Source organism: Chitinophaga alhagiae (genome assembly GCF_003568665.1).
Lineage (GTDB): Bacteria > Bacteroidota > Bacteroidia > Chitinophagales > Chitinophagaceae > Chitinophaga > Chitinophaga alhagiae.
In genome coordinates this window covers 1,105,558-1,119,955 of sequence record NZ_QXMH01000002.1, presented here as the reverse complement: position 1 = coordinate 1,119,955, position 14,398 = coordinate 1,105,558, and the positions used below count along the sequence as shown (strand labels likewise).

At 54.5% G+C, this 14,398-nt stretch carries 11 protein-coding genes and 1 tRNA gene; 7 read left to right on the top strand and 5 right to left on the bottom strand.

The genetic code is table 11. The annotated features are described in order from the left end of the window. Window positions 1-10 precede the first annotated feature (10 nt). Window positions 11-1,291 carry a Gfo/Idh/MocA family oxidoreductase gene (locus tag D3A97_RS15455; protein ID WP_119079369.1) on the bottom strand — a complete coding sequence of 427 codons (1,281 nt, stop codon included), beginning with the start codon at window positions 1,289-1,291 and terminating at the stop codon, window positions 11-13. A gap of 206 nt (window positions 1,292-1,497) precedes the next feature. Between D3A97_RS15455 and D3A97_RS15450 the strand changes: the two genes are divergently transcribed. Further along, entirely contained in the window at window positions 1,498-2,292 is a 795-nt protein-coding gene (locus D3A97_RS15450) for a helix-turn-helix transcriptional regulator (RefSeq protein WP_119079368.1), read from the top strand. A 72-nt stretch (window positions 2,293-2,364) separates the two neighbouring features. Beyond that, window positions 2,365-2,742, top strand: coding sequence for a VOC family protein (locus tag D3A97_RS15445; RefSeq protein ID WP_119079367.1), 378 nt, complete (start codon window positions 2,365-2,367; stop codon window positions 2,740-2,742). A 56-nt stretch (window positions 2,743-2,798) separates the two neighbouring features. Here the strand turns inward: D3A97_RS15445 and D3A97_RS15440 are convergent, their stop codons facing one another. Then, window positions 2,799-3,569, bottom strand: coding sequence for a lysophospholipid acyltransferase family protein (locus D3A97_RS15440; RefSeq protein ID WP_119079366.1), 771 nt, complete (start codon window positions 3,567-3,569; stop codon window positions 2,799-2,801). A 30-nt stretch (window positions 3,570-3,599) separates the two neighbouring features. Further along, window positions 3,600-4,271, bottom strand: coding sequence for a uracil-DNA glycosylase (gene ung / locus D3A97_RS15435; RefSeq protein WP_119079365.1), 672 nt, complete (start codon window positions 4,269-4,271; stop codon window positions 3,600-3,602). 92 nt (window positions 4,272-4,363) lie between these two features. On the opposite strand from ung, the gene D3A97_RS15430 reads away from it, so the two are divergent. After that, a tRNA-Arg gene (locus D3A97_RS15430) sits at window positions 4,364-4,437 on the top strand. A gap of 90 nt (window positions 4,438-4,527) precedes the next feature. On the opposite strand, the gene D3A97_RS15425 is transcribed toward D3A97_RS15430, so the two are convergent. Further along, complete coding sequence (locus D3A97_RS15425) at window positions 4,528-5,349, bottom strand: hypothetical protein (RefSeq protein ID WP_119079364.1); 822 nt, start codon at window positions 5,347-5,349, stop codon at window positions 4,528-4,530. A gap of 169 nt (window positions 5,350-5,518) precedes the next feature. On the opposite strand from D3A97_RS15425, the gene D3A97_RS15420 reads away from it, so the two are divergent. After that, window positions 5,519-6,136, top strand: a complete 618-nt coding sequence (locus D3A97_RS15420) for a helix-turn-helix domain-containing protein (RefSeq protein ID WP_119079363.1) — start codon at window positions 5,519-5,521, stop codon at window positions 6,134-6,136. Window positions 6,137-6,185: 49 nt separating this feature from the next. Beyond that, window positions 6,186-7,094 carry an alkaline phosphatase family protein gene (locus D3A97_RS15415; protein ID WP_232825975.1) on the top strand — a complete coding sequence of 303 codons (909 nt, stop codon included), beginning with the start codon at window positions 6,186-6,188 and terminating at the stop codon, window positions 7,092-7,094. A 12-nt stretch (window positions 7,095-7,106) separates the two neighbouring features. Here D3A97_RS15415 and D3A97_RS15410 read toward each other — a convergent pair whose 3' ends face one another. Further along, window positions 7,107-9,134 carry a tetratricopeptide repeat-containing sensor histidine kinase gene (locus D3A97_RS15410; protein WP_198674009.1) on the bottom strand — a complete coding sequence of 676 codons (2,028 nt, stop codon included), beginning with the start codon at window positions 9,132-9,134 and terminating at the stop codon, window positions 7,107-7,109. A 174-nt stretch (window positions 9,135-9,308) separates the two neighbouring features. Here D3A97_RS15410 and D3A97_RS15405 point away from each other — a divergent pair, with 174 nt between their 5' ends. Continuing rightward, window positions 9,309-10,631, top strand: a complete 1,323-nt coding sequence (locus D3A97_RS15405) for a glycoside hydrolase family 2 TIM barrel-domain containing protein (RefSeq protein ID WP_119079361.1) — start codon at window positions 9,309-9,311, stop codon at window positions 10,629-10,631. Beyond that, window positions 10,628-14,398, top strand: coding sequence for a glycosyltransferase (locus D3A97_RS15400; RefSeq protein ID WP_119079360.1), 3,771 nt, complete (start codon window positions 10,628-10,630; stop codon window positions 14,396-14,398). The genes D3A97_RS15405 and D3A97_RS15400 overlap by 4 nt, the downstream gene beginning before the upstream one ends.

Below are 14,398 nucleotides of genomic sequence, written 5' to 3'. Positions count from 1 at the left end.
GTGTTGTTGATTAGATGGTCCACGGTCCGCGCATGGGCTGGAATATCAGCCTGTTGGCGCCTTCATCGTTGATAAACTCCTGTTTTACCGGGTCAAACTCCAGGTTGCGGCCCAGTTGCAGGGCAATTTTGCCGATGTTCACCATGGTGCAGGAACGGTGCCCGTTCTCTTCATTGAGCGCAAACTTCTGGCGTTTTTTAACGGCCTCCACAAAGTCCGTTACCTGCGGGGCAGGGTCAGGGAACTCGGCGAGTTTCTTTTCGAGGTCCGGGATGTCTGACTTGAAACCCTGGTACAGCTTGCCTTTCGGCCCTTCAATATAAGCTGCCTTGGTTTCTGTACCGGCACCGTCTAATATTATCTGGCAACCGTCTGCATAAGTATAGGTGATCTTGCGCCAGGTGCCTACCGCGTCTGTATGCTGCTGGGGCGCATCTATCTCTACTTTCACAGGGCTGGTATCATCTTTACCGAGGAAATACTGGATGGGGTCCAGGTAGTGCTGGCCCATGTCTCCCAGACCGCCGCCATCATAATCCCAGTACCCGCGGAAGGTGCTGTGTACGCGGTGCGGGTGGTAGGGTTTATGGGGCGCGGGGCCGAGCCACATATCATAGTCCAGTTCTTTGGGAACGGGCTGCGGCTCCAGGTTGGTTTTGCCCACCCAGAAGAATTTCCAGTCAAAACCGGTATGGCGGCTCACGGTCACTTTCAGGGGCCATCCCAGCAAACCGCTTTCCACCAGCTTCTTGATGGGTTTCACGGTAGTGCCCATGCCGTAGAAGTTGGCATCAAAGCGGAACCAGGTGTTGAGCCTGAAAATACGGCCATGCTGCTGTACCGCTTCCACCAGGCGTTTACCTTCGCCAATGGTGGCCGTCATAGGTTTTTCACACCACACGTCTTTACCCGCGCGGGCCGCGTCTGCGGCAATAATGCCGTGCCAGTGCGGCGGCGTGGCCACGTGCACAATGTCAACTTCGGGCAACTGTATCAGCTCCCGGTAATCTGCAAAGGTCTTTACGCCTTTGCCCTGGTTGGGCAATACGTCCAGGGCTTTCTGGATGTGCGTTTTATCCACATCGCAGATGGCCACCACGCGGGTACCGGCATACCCGAAATGGCCGCGGCCCATACCGCCGGTGCCTACAACGGCTTTGGTGAGCTGATCGCTGGGGGCCAGGTAACCGCGCCCCAATACGTGGCGAGGCACAATGGTGAATGCAGCCAGCGCTCCCAGTGAGTTACGGACAAATGCCCGCCTGGAAGTTTGGTTTTCTTTCTTTGCCATGGTTTTATTTAAGTGTAAACGTGATAGTTCGCGGAACAAAATACAAATTAGATTTTTTGTTTAGTCATGGTTTCCTGAAATAAATTCCGTCCAAACCCTGTACAGGCCGTATTTTTTTCACATCGTTGCGCGCGTATGCCGGCTTTCGGGTGAGTCCGCGTTGGGAAATAGATATATATGCGGTAACTTTAATAAAATTTTTGTGTATGTACCGCACGTTTCCTCCTCCACCCGCTCTGGTGGCCCATGTGCGCATGTTCTGGGTATTCGAGCATGAAGTGTCCCTGGGGGAGCCGTACGTATACCGCTCTATGGCAGACGGCTGTGTGGAAATGGTATTTCACTATAAAGGCATGTTCACGGAGCCGGCGCGGCCGGGCGATGTTTACCACCCCGCGGTAGTGCATGCCCAAAGCAGCCATTACCGCCGCTTTCTGACACACGGCAGCTTCGGCATTTTCGGGGTGTACCTCTACCCCACCGCGCTGCCCCAATTGTTTGGCCTCCCTGCTACGGACTTCAGCAACCAGATGCCCGGCCTGGAAGCAGTACTGGGAACAGAAGGCCGCCTGCTGGAAGAACGTATCATGACCGCGCCGCACCACCACGCAAGGGTAAAAATACTGAGCGCTTTTTTAGAGGCCCGGTTGCGGAAAAGGGCACAACACCCCACCGCCGCGCACCTGGCACTACGGCATATTCTTCACCAGCAGGGGCAATTGAACGTAGAACAACTGGCCGCGGAAACCTGCCTCTCCAGGCGGCAGTTTGAACGGCGCTTCAAGGAATACTGCGGTTTTTCTCCCAAACTATACACCCGCATCATCCGCTTCCAGCATGCGCTGGCCGCTTACGGAGAAGGAAGGAGCCTTACAGAGATAGGGTATGCATGCGGGTATTACGACCAGTCTCACTTCATCCGCGAGTTCAGGGAGTTTTCAGGTTACCACCCCCGCCAGTATTTTGCAGGGCGGCCGGAGGGCATTGAGTACCGGGAGTAACATGTCGCATTTATCCAATTTCGCCCCGCCCTGCCCTCCTATCTTTGTACCGTACTCAAAACATCAGACAACATGGCAACAACAAAGAAACCCGAAGGCTTTCAGACAGTATGTCCTTACTTCCTGGTATCAGACGCCCTCCAGTTCATGGCATTCGTAAAAACGGTTTTTGACGCGGAAGAGGTACTGGTGCATAAAGACGATGACGGCCGCGTACTGCACGCAGAAGTACGGATCGATGACAGCGTTATTATGTTCGGCAACAGCACCGATGCTTTCCCACCGGAAACAGGGGCCGTTTTCATGTTCGTAAATGATACGGACGCCGTTTACAAAAAAGCGCTGGCTGCGGGCGCCACGTCCCGGCAGGAACCTGCAACCAAAGACTATGGCCGCGCTGCCGGCATCTTTGACCCATGGGGCAACAGCTGGTGGATCACGGCGGTATAGCCAAAACAAGGAACTGTTCTAAGGAAGGCGAAGCGGTGCAATTGACGGTTGCCGGATCAGCCTGCTTTAAAATGCTGTTCACCGGAGCCACCGTTGGCAAGGTAATAGTCCCACATGGTAACAAACACTTTTTCTTTCAGTATGGGCAGGTCTTCGTGCGTGAGGCCGGCGGTGGGCACCGGCGGCAGGAAGTGAAAGTCTATACGGTGCGGCAGGGCAGAGAATTTGCCGGGCAGCAGAATATCACGTGTATGGAAAAGCAGGGAAGGCATAATGGGCGTTTGCGTATCGATGGCCAAAATAAAGGCCCCGTCGTAAAAGCTCTTGAGCGGGTAACCGGTGCGGTTGCGGGTACCTTCCGGGAACAGCACCATGTGCATGCCCATTTCCAGCGCGTCCCGCATATGCTCAAAACTCTGCCGGCGGCTGGCATCGTTCTTCCGGTCTACCATAATGCCGCCAATCTTGTACATCATACCAAACAACGGGATCCTGGCCATCTCTGCTTTGGCCAGGGTCTTGTTCACACCGGGAACGCCGGGCGTAGTGACCGGTACGTCCATAAAAGAATTGTGGTTGCACACCACCACGTACACTTTCCCCTTTTCAAAATACTCCAGGCCTTTGCGGTACACAGGGCAAAAAATAAGGTTCATGTATACTTTCATCCATGCCCTACCTATGGTGAGAAACCCGCGGGTCTTATGCGGATCTGGCAAGAAGGAAACGATCCAGATGGGTACCAGCACGATCAGCAAAGTAGCTGCGAACAGTAATAGCCCGTATACGGCAAACACACGCCCTGCTATGTTTCTGAGCCAATTCATGTAAAAGGGATCAATCTGTAAATATCGTTTTTATAACTGCCAGTTCACCGGCTCTTTGCCCTGCTTTATCAGCAGCTCATTCGCTTTGGAAAAGTGCCGGCAACCGAAAAACCCTTTGTCTGCGCTGAAGGGCGAAGGATGCGCCGCTTTCAGGATGTAATGCCGGGTGCCGTCTATCAGCACCTGTTTGTCCTGCGCAAACTTTCCCCAGAGCATGAACACCACACCTTCTTTCCCGTCTGACACCTTGCGGATCACCGCATCAGTAAAACTCTCCCATCCTATTTTGCTGTGAGAGGCCGGTTCACCGTCACGCACGGTCAGCATGGCATTGAGCAGCAGCACGCCGCTTTCCGCCCAGGGCGTAAGGTCTCCCGTTTCCGGCATGGGAAGGCCAATGTCCTTATTCAGTTCCTTGTAGATATTAACGAGGGAGGGCGGCGGCTTTACGCCTTTCTGCACGCTGAAACAAAGGCCGTGTGCCTGCCCGGGGCCATGATAAGGGTCTTGCCCCAGGATCACCACTTTCACCCGGTCAAATGGCGTTTTGTCAAAAGCGTTAAATATCAGGCTTCCGGGCGGATAAATTGTTTTACCGAGGGCTTTTTCATGTTTCAGGAACATGGCGATCTGCTCAAAATAGGCTTTCTGAAATTCATCTTTCAACACTTCTTTCCAGCTACTTTCAATCTTTACGTCCATGGCTATAATTTTGAATCAGAGGAATATTTTGATTAATTAACGGGAAATTATATAAATTTGCACTCCCAATAAAAAAATTTTTATAGTGTACCGGACCGGTAGCTCAGCTGGATAGAGCAGCTGCCTTCTAAGCAGCAGGTCATTGGTTCGAATCCAATCCGGTTCACGCTGACGGGGCGATCTATTCAAAGATCGCCTTTTTTTATGCCTGCAAATGAAGTGGGTGCGCTGCATTTCCCCACACCGTCGGCAACAGCTATTTTGAATAAAGCGGAGAACGTTTCAGCAGGTATTCCAATGTGCTTTTGTAAGCGTCTTGCGTGTTCCAGAAAGACGTTCTGTCCTGCTCGTACACATTGGCGCCCTTGTCGTTATAAATAGCCAGGTTGAGCTTTGTCTGGTAGTTTTGCGTGGCGGTGCCGTAGGAAGAAGAGTTGTACCGCCGGTCTTTATTATTGTCATTTTTGGAAGAAGAGGAGCCTGTATTGGACTGATAGGTGGTTTGCGTGGTTTTGTTCATGGACACCATGCCGTCTACCACATATTCCACCCCCAGGATACCGCACAGGTCTTCCATGGTATACCCCTTGATGTTAGTTTTGGTGACCCCGGCTTTAATAAGCAAGGCATTGGTGGTACGGGGGTTGAGGATGGTGAATACGCCGGCATGTTTATTCATGTACGCAAAACATTCGTTCTGCACTTCTTCGCTTACAGCATCGTCTGACGGCTGCCCGTCCCGCACAAAAGTAAAAGGCAGAACAGCTACCTTGTTATGATGCTCTTCCAGGCCTGGGCCGCCCTGTGCCTGCTGGTTGCCCGCGGGCTCGGGCGGTTTGTTGAACACCTCGATACGGCCGCTGCCGAACGTGATCTTCATGATATCCGCTTTCTTGATATTGTATATCAGCGTTTCATTGGCGTACACAAAATCAACATCATTATCGCTGATCTTGACCACTTTCCCGGTGAGCTCTCCACCGTTCAGTTTAAGGACCACATCATGTTGGGGAACTGACTGGGCAAATGTGCAAAGGGTTACAACCAGCAGGGCTAAACAGGGCAGGATCTTTTTCATACAGTTTAGTTAAAGGTTATTACAAATATAACAAAATCGGCTTGCAATAACGCGGCGTGCGTTGTCCGTGCCCAACAGGCGCCCGGCGTTCCCCGCCGGTTATGGCAGCACCCGCAGGCGGCCCGCCCGGACATCTAATTGTATGGCTTATTCACTAAATTAGTGCCTTATGAACCAGGACCCACAAGAAGACGCGATCAGTGCAGGCCATCTCGTTTATCATAAAATAGGCGGGCTGATACGCCGTTACCGGAAAGAAAAAGGCCTGAAGCTGCTGGACCTTTCAGGTGTTACCGGTATCAAATCCGCCATGCTGTCCAAAATAGAGAACGGCCGGATGCTGCCTACCATCCCGACACTTTTTACCATTATCAGGAAACTGGGCATCAGGCCCGACACCTTTTTTTCAGAGCTGAGCGCGGAAAGCAGTTTCCCCGGTTACCTGCTGCTGCGGGCCAACAGTTATTCCAGCTACGAAAAAGAAGAAGGGGCTACCGGTTTCGAATACCAGTCTATCCTGGAGAACAATTTTGCCGGCGGGGCTTTCCAGATCTCCCTCCTCACCCTGCGCCCCGGCTCGCAACGGCAGGCCGTTACCACTGCCGCCTATGAATTTGTATACGTGCTGAACGGTGACCTGCAATACCAGCTGGAAGACAAGATCTTTGACCTGCAGGAAGGCGATTCCCTGTTTTTTGACGGCAATATTGCCCATGTGCCCATCAATCACCTGAACGGTACCATCCGCCTGCTGGTGATGTATTTCTTTGGTGAATTAAGCACCTGATAATTTACTTACCGGAAATTTATTTTCCTTTCAAGAAATATTAATTACCTTGACAGGCAAAAAGACCATGATCTTTTCCAGGCCTACCCAACTCTTATTGATCGTATTGCTGCTGGCCTGCCGCCAGGCAACCGCCCAGTCCGCGCCGGAACACGTTATCCTGATCGGGTCAGACGGATTTGGCGCATATGCCTTCCAGCAGGCCCGGGTACCTCACCTCCGGGCCATGATGCAGCAAGGTTCCTGGACGCTGCATGCCAGAACGGTACTTCCCTCTTCCAGCGCTCCCAACTGGGCCTCCATGGTGATGGGCGCCGGGCCGGAACTGCATGGCTATACCACCTGGGGCAGCAAAAAGCCAGACCTGCCGGCACGCGTGCTGGATGAATACGGCATGTTCCCCACCATATACTCCCTACTGCGGCAAGCAAAACCGCAAAGCGAGATAGGCGTGATCTACGAATGGGAAGGCATCGGCTACCTTTTCCCGAAAGCCGCCGTTAACAAAGACCTGAACTGTGATGGCGATGTAGCCACAGCTGCCGCCGCCTGTGCGTACATCAAATCAAAAAAACCGGCGTTCCTGTTCGTACACCTGCATGATGTAGACAGCGTAGGCCACAAAGTAGGCCACGGCACGCCGGAATACTATGCCGCAGTAGAACGTACAGATACGCATATAGGAGAAATCCTGCAGGCCGTGGAAGATGCCGGCATAGCGCAAAACACGGTAGTGATCTTCACGGCAGACCATGGCGGCATCAACAAAGGCCACGGGTCTATATCCATGAACGAAATGGAAATTCCCTGGATCGTGAAAGGCCCCGGTATTTTGCAAAACCATGAAGTGAAAAATAGTGTGATGACCTTTGACACCGCCGCCACCATAGCCCGCCTGTTTGGGTTAACACCGCCGCAGGTATGGATCGGCAGAGCGGTGATGGAGATATTTAAATAGGGGAACGCGGCCTCACCCCACCTCCTTCAGCTCAATATAGAACGTAGTGCCCTTGCCTTCTTCTGTTTCAAACCAGATCTTGCCGTTGTGCGCTTCAATGATCTGTTTGGAAATGCTGAGGCCGAAGCCGAAAGATTCTTCTCCCCGCGTGCCTTTTCTTTTCGCTTCTCTCGTTTGGCTGAAGAGTTTGCTTTGCAGGCCTTCGGGAATACCGATGCCGTAGTCTCTCACAGCTATCAGGGCCGCGCCGTTCTCCCGTTTCAGCGCTACTTCTATGCTGGCGCCGTCGGGGCTGAACTTGATGGCGTTGTTGATCAGGTTGCTGAACACCCGCCAGATCTTCTCCCGGCAAGCCAGCACTTTCACCGGCTCGGCTTCCAGCCGGATCTCCTGTTGTTTTTCTATGGCCTTTATCTGCAGCAGGTCTACACAATACTGCAGGGCAACATGTACTTCCACCAGTTCCTTTTCCATATTTGCCAGCGAAGTATCCAGCACCAGCAGGTCTGATATGAGGTTCAGGGCGCTGGCGCTGGAGGTTTTGATCAGGTCTACCATTTGCCGGTTCCTGGGTTCCTGCGCAGGGTCCATCAATAACAATTCTGACAAGGTATGAATGGCGCCCACGGGGTTGCGCAGGTCATGGGCCACTATCTTCATCATGCGGTAATGCCCCAGCTGGCTTTGTTCAAGCGCTGAAAGGCTTTTGCGGATGTTCTCATGCTGGGCGGTGATCTGCTGGTTCAATTGTTGCAGCGCGGCTACATGGCGGCGTGATTTCCGCCAGTTTTGCCAGATCATCCATGCAACGGACATGATAGTGAGGCAAAGGAAAATGAGGATGAACAGGTAGGCCATCTGCAATTCACTGTTCTTTTGCAGCATCTCCAGCCGGTGCTCTCCCGCCATGCGCACAAATTCTTTATTGATGTCCGCCACGGCGGGTTTGGCCGCGGTGGCCTGCAGGGAGTCGTTGAGATGCACATAGTCCTTGAGGGCGGCGTATCCCCTGGCCTGCTCGCCGGTCTTTTCATAATACTGCCATTGCAGCAGCAACCATTGCTGCCTGGTCCCGGCGGTGGGCAGGACGTTCAGCGAGGCCTTCATTTCTTCGAGCACGGCTTTTGCCTGGGCTGGGTGGTTGCCGGCCAGGTAGAGCGCAATGAGCTTGGCCATGGTCAGCTGGGCGTCCCTCTTTTCATCTTTTCCCCTGCTATTGATATCTATGCTTTGCCGGTACAACGTTTCCGCGCCCAGCGTATCTCCCGTGCGCAGCAGCACATTGCCCTTGTTGCCATACACTACGGCAATGGCCGCCTGGATGCCGTTGTTGTATACGGGATCATGCAGGAACTTGGCGCCTTTGCGTGCTATGAACCGAAGCGTGCTGTCATAAAAAACAAGCGCCTTGCCATCGTTCCCCGCTTTATCATAACTGAGCGCCGCATTGTCAAGCATCCCCTGCCGTGTGTAGAAGGTATTGAAGGCGGTGGTATCGCAACGCCTGAGATGGCGGAACGCTTCCAGGAAATAAGGCGCGGCCTCCCCGTATTTTTCCTGGCGGTAATATACCAGTGCCAGCCGGCTGGCATACTCGTGGTACTGGCAGGTATCTTTTGTACGGAGCAACGCCTCCCGCCCGCGGTAGAAATACACGTACGCATCATCATATTTTTTCAGCTCGCGCAGCACGTCTCCCTTATAAAAAAGCGCCCGGGCATAATACAGCGGGTACGCTTCCCGGAGCGGCCGTTCGTTAAAAATATACAGTGCGCTGTCTGCATAGGCCATGGCGAGGGGAAAATCGTAGGTTTTGGTCGCATGGTACGAGTGCATGCGGGCATATTTGTTGTACAGGTCAATTTTCCCGGGTGCGGGAAATGCCGCATATGCCTGTTCCAGGTAGGCATATGACGCTGCCGCATCGAAATTTCCGATACTGTCAGCTATGGAGAAAACCTTGTTGAAATATGCAGGATGTTCATATTGTTCCTGCACGGAGGGTACACAGGCGGATGCAAATATTACTATCAGCAGCATGATCCGCCCTGTTACCGGGTGTCGGGTCTGAGACAAAGAACATTCATTCATTCCTCCAGGATATGGGAACCTTTATAAAATAAATATAAGCATTTTCTTTATCCAAAAATGCAGGGTAACTTACCACAGCCGCAATAGTGGAGAATGTTCTATATTTAGCAGCGATAGTTCGTTATGCAAAAAGCCATATCCATATCCACGTACGGAATAGTGGTCTCAATTGCCCTTACCTTGTTTGCAGGCTGCCAACCGGCTCCCCGGCCGGCCTACAAGCCACGGGTACACATTGGCAAAGAGAACGGCAAATATGTGCTGTACCGTAACAACACGCCTTTCATCATCAAAGGGGCCGCCGGCTTCACCCATCTCGGGGAACTACGGCAGGCGGGCGGCAACACCATCCGCGTATGGGACACCCTGCACCTTGGCCGCATCCTGGACGAAGCGCAGGCCCACAACATAGCGGTGATAGCCGGTTTCCCCATGCCCGCCAGCGGCTTTCTTTCCTACTACGAAGACACGGCACAGACCGCGGCGCAATACGCGGCTTTCCGCGCCGTGGTAGACCGCTACAAATCACATCCCGCATTGCTCATGTGGTGCCTGGGCAATGAACTGGGCTTTCCGTACCGGCCTATGTTCAAACCCTTTTACAAGGCGTACAACCGCCTGGTGAACATGATACGCACGGAAGATCCTGATCACCCGGTGACCACGGCCATCATCAACATAGACAAAAAAAGCATCTACAACCTGCGCTGGAAAGTAAAAGGCCTTGACCTGCTGTCTGTCAACATCTTCAACCAGCTGCGCAGTGTTGAACAAGACCTCGGCAAAGTTGCGTGGGCGTGGAACGGCCCCTTCCTCATTGCGGAATGGGGCCCGGCCGGCCCATGGGAATCCGAGCACACGGCCTGGGGCTCTCCCATAGAGAACACCAGCACCCGGAAGGCAGCGCAGTACCGGGAGCTGTATGAAACGCACATGCCGGTGAACAACCCGCGCTTTTTGGGCGCCTGCGTATTTTACTGGGGCAGCAAGCAAGAGGTAACGCATACCTGGTTCAGCACCTTCAGCAACACCGGCGCCCTGTCACAAACGGTACACACACTGCAATACCTGTGGACGGGCCATTGGCCCGAACAACAGGCGCCGGCGCTCAAATACATGCTGGTCAACGGCAAGGGCGCGAGAGACAACATCCTGCTCAAACCCGGCGCCGTGCAAACCGCGGAAGTGCTGTTTGAAACGCCGCCCGCAGATTCCCTGCACATACATTGGGAAATACTGCCGGAAGACTGGTACATGAAAGACAAGTACACGCCCAATACACGCAAACCCGCACCCCTGGAAGGGCTGCTGGTTGCTGACAGCGGGTATGTCACCACGTTCAGGGCGCCCGTAAAAGAAGGCCCTTACCGGGTATTTGTGACCGTATTTGATAACAAGGGGCAATATGCTTCCGCCAATACACCTTTTTACGTAGTAGGCCCATGATCAGAACACTGGCGCCGGTTGCTCCGCCCTCGCGGATGGAACTGTTCACTTTACGGTTGATGATTTTGCTCGGCGCCTGCGCCATGGGCTACATGCTGCTGTGCCTGTACCGGCACTCGCAGGTAGGCTATGCGCCGTTCTACTGGGTGCTGATGGCGGGCATTACTTTCAACTGCCTGCGGATACTGCATGAATGGTACCATTATTTCTCCATCTCCATCCCCGCCGCTCCCCCGCCGCAGCAGGCCTTTACGGTAGATATTTTTACCACCTTCTGCGCCGGAGAGCCTTATGCCATGGTGGTGGACACGCTTACCGCCATCCAGGCCATCCGCTACCCGCACACCACCTATCTCTGCGATGAGGCCAATGACCCATACCTGGTGGAGGTGTGCCGGCAACTGGGCGTTATACATGTAACCCGTACCAATAAAATAAACGCCAAGGCGGGCAACATCAACAACGCCCTGCAATACGCCACCGGCGAGCTTTGCGTGGTGCTGGACCCAGACCATGTGCCCGCGCCTGATCTCCTCGATCACATCGTACATCATTTCAATAACCCGGAAGTAGGCTTTGTGCAGGTGGTACAGGCCTACAGCAACATGGGAGACAGCCTGGTGGCCAAAGGCGCCGCGCAGCAGACCTTCCAGTTCTATGGCCCTATTATGGCTACCATGAACAGCTACGGCACCGTATTGGCCATTGGCGCCAACTGCACCTTCCGCAGGGCGGCGCTTGACTCCATAGGCGGCCACGCGGCCGGCCTTGCGGAAGACATGCATACCGCTATGCAGCTACACGCCAGGCAATGGCAGTCTGTGTACGTCCCAGCCGTTCTGACCCGCGGGCTGGTGCCTTCCACCCTCTCCGCCTATTATGCCCAGCAGCTGAAATGGTCCCGCGGCGTATTTGAATTGCTGGTGACCGCTTACCCGAAGCTGTTCAGCCGTTTCACCTGGCGGCAACGGCTGCACTACGGCACCATTCCCTTTCATTATTTTTCAGGCGTGGTGTTTTTCATCAACTTCCTCATCCCCATATTGTCCCTTGTAACCGGCCTCATCCCTTTCCGCGTGGACATGGTAGACTTTGCGCTGCTGGGCCTGCCCGTTATTGCCTCCATTATACTGGTGAGGCATTTTGTACAGCGGTGGGTGATGGAAGAAACGGAGCGGGGCTTTCACGTGGTAGGCGGCCTGTTGTTCATCGGCACCTGGTGGGTGCATATACTCGGGCTGGTATACACGCTGATGCGCAGGAAGGTACCGTACATCCCCACGCCCAAAGATGATACCGGGCCGGACAACTGGCGGCTCAACATTCCCAATATCATCGTGTTGCTGGCCTCCGCGGGCGCTATCATTTACGGGCTTTCTTACGATCTGAACCCTTACTCGCTGGTAATGGCAGGCATTGCAGGCATCAACTGCCTCATCATGATCTTCAATATCATTGCCAGCCTGCGGCCGCAGCGCCTGCAGGCGCGCTTCAGCTGGGCAAGGGCCGCGCTCGTATATCCGTTGCTGTTAAAAAAACAGTTCTGGCTGTTCAGGCACCTGCGCCTGTACGTGGTGTTCCGCAAGCTGGGGCTGCCTTTATTGCTGGCGGCCGTGTGCATTACGCTTTACTTGATGAGCATGAGTGAAGAACCATCCATCGCCGCTACCGGTCGGGTGGCGCACAAACAAAACGTATTGTATACCGGCATTTACGAACCTGGCACCTCCAACGGGCTAACGGACATGCATACTGTACGCCGGTACCAGCAGCAATACCAGGCCCGTTTCAACATCATTTCCCTGTACGTTCCCTGGGGCGAAGCGCCGCAGTGTTACGTACCTGACCCGCTGGTACAGGCCATTTACCGCAACGGCTCGCTGCCCATGATCACCTGGGAGCCCTGGGCCGCGCTGTTCCGCGATGCCAATAGCGAAGAGAAAATGCTGGCTCGCATCAGCACGGGCGTGTATGACAGTTACCTGCAAACATTTGCACAACAGGTTAAAGCCCTCAACCGCCCGGTATACCTGCGCTTTGCGCACGAAGCAGACAACCCGGCCTACCCCTGGTCTCCGGCTGGCAACAATACCCCGGAAGAATTTAAAGCCGCCTGGCAATATGTACACCGCTTTTTTGCGCAGCGCCATGTACACAATGCCATCTGGGTATGGAACCCCTGGCGCCCCCAGGCCGCGGCCGCCTATTTTCCCGGCAAGGCGTATGTAGACTGGATAGGCGTTACCTGCCTCAACTATGGCCCGCAGTACGCAGACGCCCGCTCCCGCTCTTTTGCGGAGCTGTACGCGCCTTTTCACCGGCTGCCGGTTTTCAGGGCGGGTATACCGGTGATGGTGGCTGAAATGGGCTCGCTGGCCGCAGCCGGCGGCCAGGCAGTGTGGATGTCAGATGCTTTCAGCGCCATGCGTAACAGGTTCCCTGAAATTCATGCGGCCATCCTGTTCAACAGTGACCGGGACAAAAACCTCCCCCGCCCCGCACCCGGCCAGGTGCTTAACTGGCAACTGCAGCAACCGGCGCAATGTTTTGCCGCCCTGCAAAAAGACCCACGCATCAGGCCGCTGCCCGCATCGCAATTGGCCCCGCTCATAGCAACAGACACCAGCCACCGCACCACTGCAAGACTAACGTTGCCAGATACCATACGCGGCGTCAACTACCGCAAGGGAGACAACTGGTTCAGGAACCTGCACTCCCTCACCCGGCGGGAAGTAAGCACAGACATCAGGGCCATGAAAACGCTGGGCGTCAATACCATCAAGCGGTACGGCCCGGGCGTATATGACAGGAACATACTGGCCGTTGCCACGGAAGAAGGGATAGACGTTCACTATGGCTTCTGGGTACCTGACATTACGGACATGTATGAACAGGCCGGCACACTGGCCCGGCTGGAGCAGTCCATCATCAGCACTGTTGAGCGCCTGCGGCACAACTCATGCATAAAAGCCTGGAACATTGGCAACAACGCCTGGCTGCAGCTGAACAGGCAGTATGACAAACCCGCCCTGCTTTACCAGCAAAAACAGTGGACGGACTGGCTGAAGCAATTGACCCGCCGCATCAAAGCGGCAGATCCCGGCCGGCCGCTCACGCTGGATGTTCAGCTGGAAAGCGGGGTGGGCAGTACGCTGGCGTTCTTTAAACAGGAGCTGCCCGCCGTAGATGCCTTTGGCCTGGTAACCGCTGCAGACACCGCCGGCCTTCAAGACCCCGGCATATGGGCTACGCCCGCCTTCATCAGCCAGATGCCCGTACAGGCATACACGAAGTTACCACCCGGCCGGCGCCCTGCGTTCATCACCGCCTGGCAAGACCTGCATACGCGTGACTTTGTGACCTTTGACGGGCTTACAGACCGCCGGGGCCGCTACAAACCGGGCTTCTACCAGCTTGGCCGTTACTGGCAGGCCCCTTTGCCCGCGCCGCAACTGCCCCGCATCCACATCCTGAGGCCGGCCCAACCAACCTACCCCGGCGCGCAGCTGACCTACCATGCCCTGCTTTCACAAAACGGGGAATGGGCGCTGGCAGACAGTGTGGCTTCGGCCCCTGAATTTGAATGGTACCTGTTAAAAACAGACGCGTATGGGAATGCAGTGTTCCTGAAAGAATTGGGGAAAGGCCCTTCCATTACACTGACCATTCCTGACAACCAGGCGTATTACCGGTTGTACGTGGAAGCGGTGAAAGGGGATGATGTTGCCACGGCAAGGAGCACGCTCAATACGCCGCTGGCGGAATAG